The following is a 16800-nucleotide window of genomic DNA, read 5'->3' as shown; positions in this document are numbered from 1 at the left end:
AATCCTGCTTTCATTACCCAATTACGGTCGCACAAATTTGCTTAGAAACCTAGTTGTCATTCTATCTTGGATATTTATGATGGACCCACTTCTAGACCAAGCGAAGGCGTGAGCGGATGAAAAAAGCAATCATTTGTCTGGCCTTGATGGTCAGCGGCTGTGTGTCCCCCTCTGGCTTGTCTGGCACGGTGCCAAACCCAGAAGATCCTAAATATAGCTCGCCCAATTGTCGCGCTATTCGCGCGATGGCGGCGGATTATGACTTCAGGTCTTGGTCGCGCACAGGTTTGGCGCTTGCTGCTGAAAGCTCTCACAAGCGACTAAAGGAGGTGCCCTCAACCAAGTCTGTCGCCACCCATCATGAGCGCGGACCCATGATCGAAGCGGGTGTGCGGGATTTGTGCACGTCCTAGCGCGATAGGCCCCTCACCTTTTTTGACGCGGCTGGTCGCGCCGCCAGTCCCAAGGGGCCCCGAAACTACCCTTCCACATGCCTGCCTTCGCGGCTTTGGCCTCTGCTTCATACGGACGGTAAGCTTTAGAATAGCGTCGAAAGGCCAATGCATGGCCATTGCGCACCATCCAAGCCTGTAGGTCTTCCCCCGCCACAGAACAGCGCGCCACGACACGGTCAAAACGATCCTTGCCAGTCGGCTGACAGGAGACGGCCCGCGCGCCCACCTTATCGGACAAGGCAAATGCCGCACGCTTGCCGCAGCGATAGGTTCTGGCTGCTTGATCTAAACAGGTTTGTGCGGATTCGGGCGCATCAATGCCGAACAGGCGGATGCGCGTGCCTTGAACCTCCAACGTGTCGCCATCAATGACCGAGGCCCGGCCTTGCAGAGGCCCCGCCGATGCTTTGGCCCCTGCCTCTAAGGGAAACGAAAATAGGCCGCCAAAAGCGACTAGACACAAAACACTCTTGGGAACACACATGAACGCGACGCACTATAAAACACAACTAGCTGGCCTGATCATGGTTTGTGCGCCAGTGCAACTCCAGTCCTCGCCCGTTCAGGCTAGCGGCGGGGGTAAGCCGGAACACAATGCCAGCCAGTGCAGCGGCTGTAGCTGTCGCGGTGGCCCCGGTTGGCGCTCTAAGCGCAAAGGTCCTTCTTTGAGCTGGAAGCAGCTCTGCAGGGAATGCAGTAATCCTCCGAGCACCGTGGGGTGCACGATAAAGAACTGAGCGTGCTAAGAAAGGTTATCGGGTTTAGTCGTCAAAACCGACAAAGGTGGTGGCGTCGGCCACGCTCTTGCGCTCTGACACCACCGCATTTGCCGGGAAGGTCTCGTCAGGCCAGCCCAGCGCAATGCTCTTCATAATGACTTGATCGTCCGCAATGCCGGCATGCTCGCGCACGACGGGCGACTGCATGATGCCTTGGCTGTTGATAACCGTGCCCAAGCCCCGCGACCAAGCGGCGTTTACCAAGGCGGTGGCGACTGCCCCACAGTCAAACGGCGTATCATCGCTGCCGTCCAGGACTTTGTCATAGGTGATGATGATGCATACCGGTGCGTCAAACTGACGAAAGCCGCGCAGCACCCAGTCCTGCCGCATGACTTGATCTTCGCGTGCGATCCCCATGGCAGAGAATAATTGTTTAGCGACGCCTACTTGGCGATCCCGGTGCACGCCTGCAAAGGCCCCGCCAATGCGAAACTCGCGCGAGTGCGGCACTCCGGCCAGATTACGCTCGGTATTGCCGGCGCGAATGCGGTCTAAGGGTTCACCCGTCAGCACATAGAAGTTCCAAGGCTGGGTATTCATCGACGAGGGCGCGCGCATGGCCAGCCCCAGAATTTCCTCGATCAGCACTTTCGGCACAGGGTCAGGCTTATAGCCACGAATACTGCGCCGACCCAAAACAACCTGATCGAATTCCATGTGATACCCCTGAGCCATTCTACGCTTAACTTGCTTACCCCTCTCCTACAGGGACTCAGACCGAAAGGTCAAAATGCCGTAGGGGGAACCTGATCTCGCACCCGCCCGAAAACCAAGGCTCTAACGTTTCTGAATTTACAAAGCTCAGAAACACGCCCACATCCCATCAAAAGCGCCCTCGATTTCAGATCAGAAGCAGGCGCAAATGACGGGGGCGGACATGACAGACGGGCTTAACACTCACTCAGACACCACAAGTATGAAGGAAAGTGTCCCACCACCGAGTCTCGCGACAAAGGTTTCGTATGGCTTTGGAGCCATCGCTTACGGTGTGAAAGATAATGGCTTTGGCTTCTTCTTATTGATTTTTTATAGCCAGGTTCTGGGCGTGGATGCGCGCCTTATCGGGCTCGCTATGACGATTGCTTTGTTACTCGATGCTCTCAGCGATCCAGTTGTTGGCTATTGGTCTGATAATTTTAGATCCAAATGGGGCCGTCGCCATCCCTTTATGTATGCATCGGCTCTCCCGGTTGCCGCGTCCTTTTTCCTTCTCTGGAACCCTCCAGAAGGTTGGTCGGATGTGGCTTTGTTTTGGTATGTGCTGGTGATTTCCGTTTTGATCCGCACTTGCATCACTTTCTACGAAACACCCAGTTCCGCCCTAGCCCCCGAGCTAAGCGATAATTACGACCAACGCAGCGGACTCCTCAGCCTCCGCTTTTTCTTTGGCTGGACCGGCGGCAATCTGATGGCCGTAATTATGTTTGTGGTCCTGTTTCCAGCTTTTGCCACACCCACCATCCCAAATGGCCAGTTCAATAAGGATGCTTATTCGACCTATGGCATGATTGCTTCGGTGATGATTTTTGTCGCCATTATGGTCTCGGCGCTCGGGACCCATAAGCGCATTGTTCATCTCAAAGCTCCACCTCCCGTGCGCACTCTGTCGATCGGCCTAATTTTCAAGGAGATTTTCGAAACCTTGTCTAATCGGTCGTTCATCGCTTTGTTTCTTGCAGCCATTTTCGGTTCGATTGCGTCGGGCCTGTCTGCGTCCATGACCTTTTACTTCACCTCCTTCTTTTGGGGGTTCACGCCCCAACAGACTGGATTTTTGACCATCAGCGTCTTTGTTTCCGCTATCATTGGGGCAGTCATGGCCCCTATTGTGACCAAGTCTATCGGCAAGAAGCAGGGAGCCATGATCATTGGGTTGGTTGCTTTTCTAGGAGCCCCTTTACCCATCGTGCTGCGTCTTCTGGGGATCATGCCAGAGAATGGCGACCCAACTCTGTTCTGGATCGTCATGTTCGCCAATATGGTCGATACCGGGTTGATCATTTGCTTCCAAATCCTGTCGGCATCCATGCTGGCTGATCTGGTAGAAGATGCAGAGATCAAGACAGGTCGACGGTCTGAAGGCATTTTCTTTGCGGCATCGACCTTCATTCGCAAATCCGTCCAAGGGCTTGGTGTCATCACGGCTGGCTTTGTCTTAGCGGCTGCGCAATTCCCTGCCGGGGTCAAGCCCGGCCAGATCCCCGAGGAAGCCCTAACCCGCCTCGGCCTATTCTATGTGCCAACCATTCTATTCCTATGGTTGACCATGCTGGCAGTGATGTCGACCTATCGCCTCAAGCGCGAGGATCATGAGAACAACCTGCGCGAGCTTGCGTCGAGACAGAGCCAAACTGCCGACTGAAAGACGGCTTTACACAAGACCGCCCAGCAAAAAGGCCAGCCCGATGGGCTGGCCTTAAAGTGTGTGACTGGAAGAAAAAGCCGAAGCCTAAGCCGCAGCCTTTTCCCCAGCGCTCAAAGCCGCATAGCGCTTCAAATGCCAATCGGCGCTACCGGCTTGGGTGTCGATCATGGTCAATCGCTTGAAGTAATGGCCGATGGCCAACTCATCCGTCATGCCCATGCCACCAAAGATTTGGATGGCGTTTTGGCCAACGAAGCGACCGCCGCGACCGATTTGCGTCTTGGCACCGGCGCAAGCCTTGGCGCGTTCCAGCACGTCTTCTTCACCACAGCGAATGGCGGCGAGATAGGCCATCGAAGTCGATTGCTCGGTCCACATGAACATGTCGACCATGCGGTGTTGCAGCACTTGGAACGAGCCAATGGCGACGCCAAACTGCTTGCGCTGACGGGCATAATCAACCGTCATCGCATGGGCAACGCGCATGCCACCGACAGCCTCGGCGCACAAAGCGGCGATCACATTGTCTTGGGTCTCTTCCAACGCGGGCAGGATCCCGTCGACAGGGCCGATGACGGCATCAGCACCGACCGAAACATTTTCCAGATAGACATCGCTGGCGCGCAGGCCGTCGACGGTTGGATAATCCTTGGTCGACACGCCTGCTGCAGTCTTGGACACCAAGAAAGCCGTCAGACCGGCACGCTCGCGCTGGCCACCTGCCGTCCGGGCGATCACGATCAATGTATCAGCTTGCGGCCCGCCAATGACGACTGACTTATGGCCGTTCAAGACATAGCCTGCGCCATCCTTTTTCGCGGTGGTCGACACATCGGCCAAGTCATAGCGGCTCTTAGGCTCGCTGGTGGCAAGGGCGTAGATCCCCTCACCCGTGGTGATGCGACCGCCATGTTCTTCTTGTTGAGCGGCAGAGCCTGCCACGCGCAACAGATTACCACTGGCGACAACCGATGGGATGAAAGGCTCAACCACCAAGCCCTTGCCGAACTCTTCCATGATGACGAGCGTGTCGATTGCACCACCGCCAAGGCCACCCATGGACTCAGGCAATGGGGCCATCATCAGACCCATCTCAGCCATTTCAGCCCAGATCTCGGGCCGCCAGCCTGCTTCGGAATGAATGGCCTTGCGACGCGTATCGAAATCATACTTTTGCTGGACCAGCTTTGCGATCGAGTCCCGCAGCATGTTCTGTTCGTCGGTAAAATTGAAATCCATGTGGACGTTCCCTGAGTTCGTGCCTGTTCAGGCTCTGCATTATAAGTGAATTGATAGCGCGTTTAGCGCACGATGCTAGAGGGGAAGCGCGGTTTAAGTCAGGCGATTACACATCAAAAACGCAAACAAGCCCGCGATCAGGCGGGCTTGTTCATTGGATTGGATGCGAAGTCTTAGCCCAAACGGGTCAAAGCCGCTTCATACTTCTGCTTTTCAGCTTCGTAAGCGACGCGACGTTCGCGTTGCTCGTCAATCACCTCAGCGGGTGCTTTGGCGACAAAGCCCGGATTATCGAGCTTGCGGGAAACCGTCTCTATTTCCTTGGTGCAACGGGCGATCTCTTTAGACAAACGGGCCTTCTCCGCCCCAATATCCATGACGCCAGCCAAAGGAATGGCGACAATGGCTTCACCCAACACAAAGGTCACACTGCCAGCTGGCGCGGCATCCGCCACCACCGAATAATCCAAGCGTGCCAAGCGGTCGATTTCAGCCTGATAACGCTCAAGGCGTTGTGCGGTTTCTTTAGACGCGCCGATCAAAAGCGCTGGAACTTTAGCACCTGCTGGCACGTTGGTTTCACTGCGCAAGGACCTAAGGCCCGTGACCAAATCGACCACCCAGCCGACTTCAGCGGCGGCGGCTTCATCAATCAGGCTCGCATCGAGTTTGGGCCAAGCTTCATTGATCAACAAGCCTGCCCGCTTGGGGCCGAACTCGGCTGTCTTGTCCCACAATTCTTCGGTCACAAACGGCATGAAGGGGTGGAGAATCTTCAAAATCTGATCAAGCACCCAAGCCACCGTCCGGCGCGTTTCAGACTTGGCTTCCTCGTCTTCGCCATTCAGCAAAGGTTTGACGAGCTCAAGATAGAGGTCGCAGAAAACACCCCAAACGAAGGCATAAGAGGTCTGGGCCGCTTCATCAAAACGATGGGCTGAGAGAGCGGACTCGACACCATGAGCAGTCTTGGTCAATTCCGACACGATCCAGCGGTTCAGCGTGTGGTTCACCGTGCTCGGCTCAAAGGCCTCCCAAAGGCTACATTCATTCATCTGGGCAAAACGGGCGGCATTCCACAATTTCGTGCCGAAATTCCGGTACCCTTCCACCCGCTTATCACTCATGCGGATATCGCGGCCGGGGCCTGCTGCAATGGCGAGGGTGAAGCGCAGCGCGTCGGCACCATAGGTGTCAATCAGAACCGTGGGGTCGATGATATTGCCCTTGGACTTCGACATTTTCTTGCCGTTCTCATCGACCACGCGGGAGTGGATCACAACGGTCGAGAAAGGCGCTTTGCCAGTGAAATGGCAGCCAAACATCATCATCCGGGCGACCCAGAAGAAGATGATGTCAAACATCGTCACCAAGGTACTAGTCGGATAAAAGCGGCTCATCTCCGCCGTGTCTTCAGGCCAGCCAAGCGTCGAAAATGGCCACAGGCCGGACGAGAACCAAGTATCGAGAACGTCTTCGTCTTGGATCAAAGTCACATCGCGGCCATATTTGGCCTTGGCCGCCGATTTGGCTTCGGCTTCCGTTTCTTCAACGAAGATTTCGCCTTCTTCATCATACCAAGCTGGAATCCGATGACCCCACCATAGTTGGCGAGAGACGCACCAAGGCTCGATATTGCGCATCCATTGGTAATAGGTCGCCGTCCAGCTTTCGGGGACGAACTTGGTCTCGCCGCTTTCCACCGCTTTGAGCGCATTGACGGCAAGCTTGGCTGCATCGACATACCATTGGTCTGTCAACATCGGCTCAATCACGACATCGGAACGCTCACCCAGTGGCTGTGTGATCAGCTTGTCTTCGACTTTGAGCATCAGGCCGCGCGCATCAATGTCGGCAACCACGTGCTTGCGCGCCTCAAACCGGTCTAGGCCGCGATAGGCTTCTGGGATATAGTCGGCATCCAACATCCGGCCCTTGGTATCGAGCAAGATGAACATTTCAATATTGTGGCGACGGGCAACCTTATAGTCGTTGAAGTCATGCGCGCCGGTGATCTTCACCGCACCGGAGCCAAAGTCCGGGTCTGGGTATTCGTCGGCGATGATGGGAATCAAACGATCTGCCAGCGGCAGTAAGCAGCGCTTGCCCACAATCGACGCATAGCGCTTGTCATTGGGATGAACCGCAACCGCGCCATCGCCCAGCATGGTTTCTGGGCGCGTGGTAGCGATCGAAATATAGTTGCGGGTTTCAAACTCTGTTGGCTCGCCGTCTTCGTCAAACGCGATGGGGAACTGATAGGTCTCGCCATTTTCCAGCGGATATTTAAAGTGCCAAAAATGCCCTGCCCGCTCTTCATTGACCACTTCTAGGTCCGAGACGGCGGTTTCAAAGTGCGGGTCCCAATTGACCAAGCGCTTATCGCGGTAAATCAGACCTTCCTTATGGAGTTGGACAAAGACCTTGCGCACAGCCGCAGACAAGCCCTCATCCATGGTAAAGCGCTCACGGCTCCAGTCGCACGACGCGCCTAAGCGCTTGAGTTGGGTGGTGATTGTCCCGCCGCTTTCGGCCTTCCAAGACCAGACGCGCTCTAGAAATCTTTCCCGCCCCAATGTCCGACGATTTTCATTGGTGCCGCTTTGCGCCATTTGACGCTCAACCACCATTTGGGTCGCAATCCCGGCATGGTCTAGGCCAGGCTGCCATAGGACCGACTTGCCGCGCAGCCGCTCAAAGCGGCACAAAATGTCTTGCAGCGTGCAATTCAGCGCGTGGCCAATGTGCAGAGAGCCGGTAACATTCGGGGGCGGAATAACGATGGAGAAAGTCTCAGCGTCTGGATCGGCCTTGGGCTTAAACGCGCCGGATTGTTCCCACGCCGCATAAAGGCGAGGCTCAGCAGCTTGAGCGGAAAAATGACTTTCTAACATGTGTGTCCCGAGTAAAATGTGATGTGGGCGGCGGGGATAAGCCCCACTGGCACCAAACAAAAGTGACGTTGGCATACCATGCCAACGTCGTTCTTTTGAAGACTTTCTGCTGTTGGAAGCGGCCTGAAGGGCCGAAAGAACAGTCTTAGAAGGAGCGACGGGCGATCCGTGCGACTTCGGCTTCGACTTTTTCTTCCACAATGCGGGGCAAATTCGCGTCAAGCCAGTCTTTCAACATCGGCTTAATAAGCTCGCCCACCATGGCTTCCACCGTATTGCCCGAGATAAACATGCCGGGCAGCGTGGTGTTGGGGGCCAATTTCGCAAACACAGTCGATGTCTTGTCCGCAATCGGATTGCTGACGAGACCTTGATCGAACGGGAATTGGGTTGGTGCAGGCTCTGGAGCCGGCGCATAAACTGGGGCTGCAACTGGTGCTGCAGCGACTGGCGCAGGTGCAGGTGCGGGCTCAGGCTCTTCCCAGCGATCTTCGACAATAATTTCTTCCAGCGCGACCTCGGGCTCATCCTCCACAGGCAAGGCGTCAAAGTCGAAGTCTGGCGAGACCGTTTCCGGCATTTCCATAACAGGCTCGTTCAGCTCCAGAACTTCGTCACCGAAATCTGGTTCCGCGATAGATGCGGCTTCAGCTGCTGGAGCTGCACTATCATCTTCAGAAATAATCCGGCGGATCGAGGCCAGGATTTCTTCCATAGTCGGTTCGGCTTGTGCGTCTGCGGCGCTCATAATATCCCCATGGTGTGCGAATCGCACATGAAGTTCAGTAAGCTAGCTTGGATTGCCAATCAAAGTCTAGCGATGCCCCGAATCTGACAACAATTCGTTAAAAGGCAAATGCAAGTGCGATTGAAAAGCCCGGCAATTGAGGAACCGTCGCATCAAAAACCACGCGCCCAGCAACGATTGTTCCACTCTTGGTAAAGATATTGGCTGTACCCATTGGTCCCTTCAGAACGACGACGCACAAGCGGCCCTGCTCTGCCAAAATGTTTGTCCAAGCATCTGGGAAAGCCTCAACCCCGCCATCGACGAAAACAACGTCAAACGGGCCGGCAGGCGGAGCGTCCAGTGCCCCAACCACACTGTTAACCCCAGCGACCTCAACAGCCACATCGTCCAGCATTGTGACCGTACAGCCCAAGGCGGCGAAAACAGCAGCGCTATAGCCGCCGGCACCGCCAATTACCAAAACCCGCTCGCCTGCTACGACGTTCGCGGCTTGAGCCAATTTCGAAAAATCCCTTGGCTTCCATAACCAACGGCCAGACGGTGTCGGGGATGTCACTTCGGCATAAGCAAAGGCACGCTTTTCCGGGACGACAAAGGTTTCTCGTTCCACAACGCGCATTGCGCTTTGTAATGCCAGATCACTAACATCATTGGTACGAACTTGGCTTTCGATCATCGTGTCGCGTGCTGCCGCAAAATCCATGTCGGTCCCCGTACCCTTGCTTTAAGCTATTCAATCCAGCGTGCGGACTCATTACAAGGAATTGGGTCTTGCGGGCAAGAATGGATAACTGTCCAAAGTCGTCAGCATCGCGCTTTAGTTGCAGCGCCAACCTGCAGACATTCATTGCCGCTTAAGGCCTCCTCTGTTACATCCCCCGTCCACCCGCTTGCTTCTGCGTCTAGAAGGCCTCGTGGCGGAGTGGTGACGCAGCGGATTGCAAATCCGTGTACCCCGGTTCGATTCCGGGCGAGGCCTCCACCCCCCCTTTTTCCTTTAGCCGATCTTGTGATTAATCCGTGGCGCTCGTTGGGATGTCATCGCCCATCAGATAGCGTGGCCCAGCCCCATGTTTTCTGGCTTGGTCCTCGGGATTGAATAGCGCACAGGTCTCTAAGGACAGGCAGCCGCAGCCAATACAGCCGTCCAAGCGGTTGCGCGTTTTGGTTAGCGCCTGAATTTTGGTGTCGAGCGTCTCAGCAATGGCTTGGCTGATGGCGCGCCAATCGCGAGCATTCGGCGGACGCCCCTGGGGCAAACGGTCAAGCTGTGCTTTGATCTCATCCAAGCTCAACCCCAGTTGTTGGGCGATCTTGATGAAGGACAAGCGGCGAATATCAACGCGCTGAAAACGCCTTTGTTGACCCGAGCTACGGTGTGCGATGATCAGACCACGGGCCTCATAGAAGCGGATTGCCGAGACAGAGAGGCCGACCCGATTGGCGATTTCTCCGATGCTCAAAACGTCATGTGCCTGCACTGCGATTTCCCTGAATTTAAATCTTGACCTCAATCTAGGTTGAGGTTGCATAAACCCATCTGTCAAGTCAGCGCTCACGCTAGGAGCTTCTCAGATGACCCAGTCTTTTCTTGAACACGTCAATGTCACAGTCGCCGATGCAGATCATTCTGCAGCATTGTTAGCCAACTTGTTTGATTGGCACATCCGCTGGTCTGGCCCTGCCCGCGATGGCGGCTATACGGTCCATGTCGGCACCGCAGACCAATATCTTGCTGTTTACCAGCCAAGAGAGGGCCAGAGCCAAGATTTTCCAAAGGGGGTGCCGCTGAACCATCTCGCGGTCGTTGTAGAGGATTTGGATGCGGTTGAAGCCAAAGTAGTCACCCAAGGCCTCACGCCCTTCAACCATGGCGATTATGAACCTGGTCGCCGCTTCTACTTCTTCGACAATAATGGCATTGAGTTTGAGGTCGTGTCCTATAGCTAACGTGGCGGGCCTCTGCCACGACGTAGACAAGGCGGTCGTCTGCGGGATTTTCCTGCCGATGTAGGCCCAGCGGGCCAAGTCGCGTAAAATGCGACTGCTTTGTCGAGATCATTGCTGCCAACAACGATTTGGCTGAACATGGGGTTCTCGGGTGAAATTGAGCTTACCGCGATCTTCCTGAATATCTCAAACAGATGTCGCTGTGTCCAACTAGCGGCCCCCTTACAGTCCCCGCTATTCCCTGGCGCCCACACGCACCCCAGATGTCACCCAATCGGCAATGCGCTGATCACCAAAAGGAAACTCATATGCTTATCGATCAGCTCAATTGGCGCTATGCAACCAAGAAAATGGACCCGAGCAAAAAAGTCAGCGAAGACAAGATTGCGAAGATCCTTGAGGCCATTCGTCTCACCCCAACTTCAAGCGGTTTGCAGCCTTACGAAGTAATTTTGGTCACCAATCCAGAAGTCCGCGCGCAAATTCAGGCCGCGGCATGGAATCAGGCCCAGATCACGGAAGGCTCGCATGTTTTGGTTTTTGCCGCTTGGGACAATTATACCGTTGAGCGCATCAATCACATGTTTGACCTCACCAACGAAATCCGCGGCTTTAAAAACGATGGCTGGGAAAATTATCGCAACATGTTGTTAGCGACCTATCCACAGCGCGATGCGGAAGCCAATTATCAGCATGCTGCCCGTCAGGCTTATATTGGCTTAGGTGTCGCGATGGTTGCTGCCGCTGAAGCCCACGTGGATGCCACGCCGATGGAAGGCTTTGACCCAACAGCTGTGGACAAGATTTTGGGCCTTCGTGAACGCGGTCTACGCAGCGTTGTGATCGTGCCTTTGGGCTATCGTCAAGAAGAAGGCGATTGGCTGGTAAATCTTACAAAAGTGCGCCGCCCCACCGCCGATTTCGTCACAGAAGTGCACTAGTAAAGCAGAGCTGCCTACCCATCAGTAATGATCAAATTAACCGAACATTAAGGTTAGAATCATATTAACTGCTCTCATCTTCTTCGGAAGATACCCCACCATACCCGATCTTAACGGGGGGCCCGCAACGGCTCCCCGCTTTTTTTTGGTGCTATGGTTTAAGGTGCCTTAGGTGTCATGATCTGCAGCTTGCTGCATTCAATCGGCATCAAAGGCTTGCACGATCCGAAGGTGGCGCTATAAGGCGCGCCTTCAAGTGTTCCCCGATAGCTCAGTTGGTAGAGCAAGCGACTGTTAATCGCTTTGTCGTAGGTTCGAGCCCTACTCGGGGAGCCACTTTCCTCACCCCCTCAAAATCCACTTGAAGCAAGAGATCGACGCAAGCGCGGTCGAGGATGTATGGCTGTCTGGCCAAGACCGCGGCCTAGGGAATTTCGGCCACTACCTGAGCATTCATGCGGGCCTGCATCTCCCACAATTCGGCATAGACCTCGCCCTTGGCCAAGAGCGCTTCGTGGCTGCCCCGTTCGGCAACTTTGCCATCAGCGAGCACGATGATTTCATCTGCATCAGCCACAGTTGATAAGCGATGGGCGACCACCAATGTTGTGCGGCCTTTGGCAGCATCTTCTAACGCTTCGCGAACTTCGGCTTCAGTAACCGAGTCGAGGCTGGAGGTTGCTTCATCGAGCACAAGGATCGGCGGATTTTTCAAGAGAGCACGAGCGATGCCGACACGCTGACGCTCCCCCCCCGACAGTTTCAAGCCGCGCTCACCCACTTTGGTTTGAAGTCCCATCGGTGCTGCCGCGATCAGGCCCTCTAAGCGCGCCATTTTGGCTGCCTCGTCGATTTCCTCAGGCGTGGCATCTGGACGCCCATAGGCGATGTTATAGGCCAAAGTGTCATTAAACAGCACAACGTCTTGGGGCACGAGGCCAATGGCGGCGCGCACGCTTTCTTGGGTCACGTCGCGCAAGTCCTGGCCATCAATGCGAACAGCCCCGGCCTGGGGATCATAGAAGCGAAATAGCAGGCGCACGATCGTGGACTTCCCCGAACCAGACGGACCAACAATTGCGACGGTCTTGCCGCTGGGGATGGTAAAAGAGACGTCGGATAGCCCCGCATGGCGACCGTCATGCACAAAGGCGACACGGTCAAATTCTACCTCACCTTGGCTGACGTCTAAAGCTCTCGCTGACGGCTTGTCTGCAATATCAGGGCGTTCATCAAGGAGCGCATACATGGCTTCCATGTCGATGGAACTTTGTTTGATTTCGCGCCATGCAAAGCCCAGAATATTGAGTGGCCCATACAGATTCAGCATAACAAGCGTCACAGCGGCAATATCGCCTGCCCCCATCGTGCCACGAGAAATCGCATAGCCTGCGGCGGCCACCATGGCTGCCAGACCCAAATTCTGGATAAATCCTTGCGCAGCGTTTAGGCCTTGGAGGGTGGCGTTGGATTGCACGGAGGCTTTGGCATAGGTTCGAACCGCTTGATTATAGCGCTCGGTCTCTCGCGCTTCAGCGGCAAAGGCTTTGACCGTTTCGAAATTCATCAAGGAATCGACTGCCCGGCCTGTTGCTTCGCTGTCGGCATCATTCATATCGCGACGATATTGCAAGCGCCATTCCGTGATCGCCAAGGTGATGATCGTGTAGACCACGACCGTTGAAGCCGCGATCAGGGCAAAGAACCAGCCATACCGCAGGCCTAAGACTGCTGCTGCCATCACCAGCTCAATCAAAGTTGGCCCAATATTGAAGGCAACAAAGCGGGTCAAAAAGTCGATCGCGCGAACACCGCGTTCAATCGTGCGCCACACCGCGCCCGTGCGCTTGGATTGATGGAAACGGATCCCAAGGGCATGAACATGGCCGAAAACAGCAACCCCTGCCCGTCTTTGTGCTTCTTCACTGACAGGCTGGAAAATGGTGTCGCGCAATTGGGGGGCACCCGACCCCAAGAACCGCATCAACGCCCATGCGCCAATCGCCATCAGAAACACAGCATCCCAGGACGGATTGTTTCCACTGCTCAGGCCATTCACGGCATCAGCCAGCACCAAAGGGGCACCGACAATGAAAACCTTGGAAATGAGCGTAAGGCCAAGGGCTAGCCCCACTCGAAAACGCAGCTCTGGTGTATCCAGGCCACCGATCAAACGCACGAGGCGCGCTAAAGCCCGCCCGATGGGTGAAATCTCATTTGCTGCGTCGGAAGCTGTGCGTTCACCTTTTCTCATATCTAGCACATAGGCAATCTTCGCAGGGATTGAACAGCCTAAATGTGTTTGCTGGCAAGGCCTGATGCACAATTGTCAGGAAACATGCATATAGCGCACGCAAAATTAGGTGTGACCCTGAAGTGAGTCGGGCGCACATTCGGACGTCCGCTTAAGGAACACGGCATGACCAAACTGAAATCTGTCTGCGTCTATTGTGGTTCATCCAACAAAGTAGATCCTGCATTTCTCGAGCTTGCTACGAGGATGGGCCAAGAAATTGCCAAACGTGGCGTTCGCCTTGTCTATGGCGGCGGCAATGTTGGCTTGATGGGGGCATCGTCTCGTGCAGCGCATGAGGCAGGTGGCGAAGTTCTTGGCATTATGCCGCACTTTCTGACCAAGTGGGAAAAGCCTAATCCCGCTTTCGAGACCCGTATGGTTGAGACAATGCACGAGCGCAAATGGGGTTTGTTTGCCGAATCCGACGCGTTCATCGTCCTGCCTGGCGGCATAGGCACTTTGGAAGAAGTTGTTGAGACACTGTCTTGGCAGCGTTTAGAGCTCCATCAAAAGCCGGTCGTGTTTGTTGGGCGCGCTTTTTGGCAACCTTTTGTCGATTTGATTGAAGCCACGATCGAGACGAAATTCACGCCTGAGGCATTTCGCGACTCCTTCTTCTGCGTGGATACACCAGAAGAAGCGATGGACGGGTTAGAATCCGCGCTCGCGACGGCGTAAAGCCACGCTTATTGCACCTCTAACAATTCCCTGTTGACTGCGTTGCCGTCCTCCGGCGCGGCGGCACACGTTTGGCCGCAAATTCGGGGCTAACAACTAACCTCGAAACTCAAAATACGTAAAAGTAAATTTGATTAGATTTTTTATACATTGAGATTAAATTTTATGGAAAATATAATTAAATTTTTATATTATACACTTTATCGACGAAACTGGTCAGTTTTTAGTATATAAGATATTGATTTTTATATGTTTTTAATCGTTAACTGTAATTGAATGTTTATTTTGAATTTGATTCGTTTTATTACTTAAGTCGCAACTAAGTAAACACTTTACTTTTCGGTAAATTTGTCCGACAAACTCTTAAGATGGTGCCCTGTGGGGGGCTAGCAAGCTCAAGGGTTTGGATGCTTCACGGCGATCCTTCGAGGGCTGAGTTCGGCTCGCGGTTGATTGGATACAAAGTGTCAGCTTGGGGGCATGGGCACCGGCCGTAACGCAGCTGGGGGAAAAGAGGCTGTAGGTTGATGGAAGTGGATAACTTTATGCTTGCGCTGCAAGAGGATGAAAGTCTGGGCAGAACAGCGATGGAATCTGACGGCAGCACTCCTGCCGGTGGCCGTGCTTTCGACAATCAAGTCCAACGCTATCTCAAGGTTGCTGTTCGTCGCCATGACCTGACAGCTCGCAGAAATCGCACGCTTGCAAGCGTTCTGCTGGAATGGACTGAGGTTGGTTTTGCAAAGGCACAAGTTGCCAGCATCGCGAACCGTGCCGGCATGTCGACGGCAAGCCTTTATCAGCAGTTCCAAGACAAGAGGATCCTGTTTTGCGAAGCCCTCAGCTTCGGCCATGCAATCCTGCTGGATGCGCTTGCAACCTATCGCAAAGATCCAAATCCGATCCGCGACTTAACAGCCATGCTTTGCAATTACGTTGAGACATTATCCCAACCCGCACCACAGCAAATGCTAATTGCCCAAAGCTCTATGTTGCTCGATCCAGAGTTCCAAGCAGATGTCAGCGCAATCGCAAACGAAAATCATGCCAAGATCAAGCAGATCTGGTACGCCAAGGTCCAAAAATGGGCTGACGCGGGCTGGGTCCGGCTGGATCAATTTGAGGCGCAGAGATGCCATCTTGCAAGTGCCTTTGAAATACAGGCAGTCCCTTGTTTCAAATTGGGGCCAATAGCGAATGCGCCTGATGGCAATTGGCCAGCCGATGTCCAACAAGTCGTTTGCGATTTTTTCAAGCTCTATGGCACTGAAAAATTCAAGCAGCAAAAAGTCTTCTCTAATTCGGATTTCGACATAGCAGCTTTTTAAGTTTTATTGACTCCTAAAGGACAAAAAATGATCAGCCTTTACTTAGCTAACCAACTCGCTCGACTTGCACTCTATTTGGCGAACCGACCCGAGGAAAGGCTCAAAAAGGGTTAGTCATGACTGCTGCGCCAGCTCATCCTAAGCCGAACCTGTTTTTCGAACAGCAGATATCCGAACTATTGTCGGTGACGATGTCTCGTCAAGATGACGGCACGCGCTCATATCTCGTCTTGGCTGCAGTTCTGCAAGAATGGGCGGAAGTGGGTTTCTTAAGCGCCCAAATGCCAAGCATTGCTGCGCGCGCTGGTCTAACGTCTGCGACCCTCGATCGATTATTCCCCAACCGCGCTGATCTACACCTGGAAGCATTGGCTCTTGGACAACAATTAATTGTCGAGGCGATGAAAAAATGTCCGTCGCACCCAGATCCGATGTTGGACTTGCTTGAATTGGCACAGCACTATGCGTCCATTTTGCAAGAACCCTATTTCAAACAATTCTCGCTATGCCAAACCATCTTGATTCGGATGGATTCCCACGTGAGAGAGCTGGCCAGTATCATCGCGTTGGCTGGCAACGCCGAACTCAAGCAGTTTTGGCACGATCGCATCGCTTCGTTGATACAAGAGGGTCTTTTGCGCCCTGCCTCTCTCAACCATATGATTTTCCGCCTAACCGCTCCAATCGAAGCCCAGACATCGCATTGGTATCAAACGAGCCGCAGCAGTTATACTCCCGACGGTGAGTGGCTCCAAGAGATTACCAACATTGTTGAGAACTTCTTTGCGATTTTCGGCACCGAGAAGTATCAGTCTCTGCGTCCAAGTTTTGCTCGCGACTGGCCTGATTTAACTACTGAGCTTGATATGCAAACGCTGCGTAACAATCGGGCAGTTGATGCAACCGCAGAGCCTTAGAAGTTACCAAAGCTCAATCACCCTGAGCACTGATTGCAGAAAATCGTATAGTTTTTAGTTACTTAAGCGAAGCCGGGAGATCACGTCCCATTTGGTGGTGTAACACGCGGTGACAGCTAATCCCCCTGCGCAGCGCTCGTCACATAGCTGGCGGAGCGGGGGGATTGGCGGTTGGTCATTGATCATTCTGGTTTAGGATTGGGT

At 54.0% G+C, this 16800-nt stretch carries 15 protein-coding genes and 2 tRNA genes; 9 read left to right on the top strand and 8 right to left on the bottom strand.

Features of this window, described 5'->3' with window-relative positions:
* Nucleotides 1–116 precede the first annotated feature (116 nt).
* Entirely contained in the window at nucleotides 117–413 is a 297-nt protein-coding gene (locus ACIQ20_RS01170) for a hypothetical protein (RefSeq protein ID WP_395776611.1), read from the top strand.
* Between the two features lie 13 nt (nucleotides 414–426).
* On the opposite strand, the gene ACIQ20_RS01165 is transcribed toward ACIQ20_RS01170, so the two are convergent.
* Together ACIQ20_RS01165 and ACIQ20_RS01160 are read right to left on the bottom strand one after the other, a co-directional pair.
* Nucleotides 427–939, bottom strand: a complete 513-nt coding sequence (locus ACIQ20_RS01165; protein WP_395776609.1) for a thermonuclease family protein — start codon at nucleotides 937–939, stop codon at nucleotides 427–429.
* Nucleotides 940–1216: 277 nt separating this feature from the next.
* Nucleotides 1217–1894 (bottom strand): nitroreductase, encoded by a 678-nt coding sequence (locus ACIQ20_RS01160; protein ID WP_395776607.1) that lies wholly within the window; start codon nucleotides 1892–1894, stop codon nucleotides 1217–1219.
* Between the two features lie 220 nt (nucleotides 1895–2114).
* On the opposite strand from ACIQ20_RS01160, the gene ACIQ20_RS01155 reads away from it, so the two are divergent.
* The gene (locus ACIQ20_RS01155) at nucleotides 2115–3599 is read left to right on the top strand and encodes an MFS transporter (protein ID WP_395776605.1); all 1485 of its coding nucleotides are present in this window, start codon (nucleotides 2115–2117) and stop codon (nucleotides 3597–3599) included.
* An 87-nt stretch (nucleotides 3600–3686) separates the two neighbouring features.
* On the opposite strand, the gene ACIQ20_RS01150 is transcribed toward ACIQ20_RS01155, so the two are convergent.
* The 4 genes from ACIQ20_RS01150 to ACIQ20_RS01135 all read right to left on the bottom strand — a co-directional run bounded on the left by ACIQ20_RS01150 (nucleotide 3687) and on the right by ACIQ20_RS01135 (nucleotide 9189).
* A complete protein-coding gene (locus ACIQ20_RS01150) occupies nucleotides 3687–4841 on the bottom strand; it encodes an acyl-CoA dehydrogenase family protein (protein ID WP_395776603.1) in 1155 nt (384 codons plus the stop codon).
* 173 nt (nucleotides 4842–5014) lie between these two features.
* Nucleotides 5015–7735, bottom strand: coding sequence for a valine--tRNA ligase (locus ACIQ20_RS01145; protein WP_395776601.1), 2721 nt, complete (start codon nucleotides 7733–7735; stop codon nucleotides 5015–5017).
* Nucleotides 7736–7880: 145 nt separating this feature from the next.
* Nucleotides 7881–8483 carry a DUF2497 domain-containing protein gene (locus ACIQ20_RS01140; protein WP_395776599.1) on the bottom strand — a complete coding sequence of 201 codons (603 nt, stop codon included), beginning with the start codon at nucleotides 8481–8483 and terminating at the stop codon, nucleotides 7881–7883.
* Between the two features lie 97 nt (nucleotides 8484–8580).
* Nucleotides 8581–9189, bottom strand: a complete 609-nt coding sequence (locus ACIQ20_RS01135; protein WP_395776597.1) for a protein-L-isoaspartate O-methyltransferase — start codon at nucleotides 9187–9189, stop codon at nucleotides 8581–8583.
* Nucleotides 9190–9394: 205 nt separating this feature from the next.
* Here ACIQ20_RS01135 and ACIQ20_RS01130 point away from each other — a divergent pair.
* A tRNA-Cys gene (locus ACIQ20_RS01130) sits at nucleotides 9395–9468 on the top strand.
* A gap of 31 nt (nucleotides 9469–9499) precedes the next feature.
* On the opposite strand, the gene soxR is transcribed toward ACIQ20_RS01130, so the two are convergent.
* On the bottom strand, nucleotides 9500–9967 hold the full coding sequence (soxR, locus tag ACIQ20_RS01125) for a redox-sensitive transcriptional activator SoxR (protein ID WP_395776595.1): 468 nt from the start codon (nucleotides 9965–9967) through the stop codon (nucleotides 9500–9502).
* A 94-nt stretch (nucleotides 9968–10061) separates the two neighbouring features.
* Between soxR and ACIQ20_RS01120 the strand changes: the two genes are divergently transcribed.
* The 3 genes from ACIQ20_RS01120 to ACIQ20_RS01110 all read left to right on the top strand — a co-directional run bounded on the left by ACIQ20_RS01120 (nucleotide 10062) and on the right by ACIQ20_RS01110 (nucleotide 11713).
* Nucleotides 10062–10436, top strand: a complete 375-nt coding sequence (locus ACIQ20_RS01120; protein ID WP_395776593.1) for a VOC family protein — start codon at nucleotides 10062–10064, stop codon at nucleotides 10434–10436.
* Nucleotides 10437–10744: 308 nt separating this feature from the next.
* Entirely contained in the window at nucleotides 10745–11377 is a 633-nt protein-coding gene (locus ACIQ20_RS01115; protein WP_395776591.1) for an NAD(P)H-dependent oxidoreductase, read from the top strand.
* 260 nt (nucleotides 11378–11637) lie between these two features.
* Nucleotides 11638–11713, top strand: a tRNA-Asn gene (locus ACIQ20_RS01110).
* An 88-nt stretch (nucleotides 11714–11801) separates the two neighbouring features.
* Here the strand turns inward: ACIQ20_RS01110 and ACIQ20_RS01105 are convergent.
* Entirely contained in the window at nucleotides 11802–13631 is a 1830-nt protein-coding gene (locus ACIQ20_RS01105; RefSeq protein WP_346383214.1) for an ABC transporter ATP-binding protein/permease, read from the bottom strand.
* A gap of 165 nt (nucleotides 13632–13796) precedes the next feature.
* Here ACIQ20_RS01105 and ACIQ20_RS01100 point away from each other — a divergent pair, with 165 nt between their 5' ends.
* The 3 genes from ACIQ20_RS01100 to ACIQ20_RS01090 all read left to right on the top strand — a co-directional run bounded on the left by ACIQ20_RS01100 (nucleotide 13797) and on the right by ACIQ20_RS01090 (nucleotide 16596).
* Nucleotides 13797–14351, top strand: coding sequence for a TIGR00730 family Rossman fold protein (locus ACIQ20_RS01100; RefSeq protein ID WP_395776589.1), 555 nt, complete (start codon nucleotides 13797–13799; stop codon nucleotides 14349–14351).
* Nucleotides 14352–14896: 545 nt separating this feature from the next.
* Entirely contained in the window at nucleotides 14897–15679 is a 783-nt protein-coding gene (locus tag ACIQ20_RS01095; protein WP_395776587.1) for a TetR/AcrR family transcriptional regulator, read from the top strand.
* Between the two features lie 116 nt (nucleotides 15680–15795).
* Nucleotides 15796–16596 carry a TetR/AcrR family transcriptional regulator gene (locus tag ACIQ20_RS01090; protein ID WP_395776585.1) on the top strand — a complete coding sequence of 267 codons (801 nt, stop codon included), beginning with the start codon at nucleotides 15796–15798 and terminating at the stop codon, nucleotides 16594–16596.
* Nucleotides 16597–16800 lie beyond the last annotated feature (204 nt).

The sequence above is a fragment of the Aquidulcibacter sp. genome (assembly GCF_044346625.1).
Taxonomy (GTDB): domain Bacteria; phylum Pseudomonadota; class Alphaproteobacteria; order Caulobacterales; family Aquidulcibacteraceae; genus Aquidulcibacter.
Note: the sequence above shows the minus strand (reverse complement) of the source record. Positions and strands in the feature narration are given on the sequence as shown.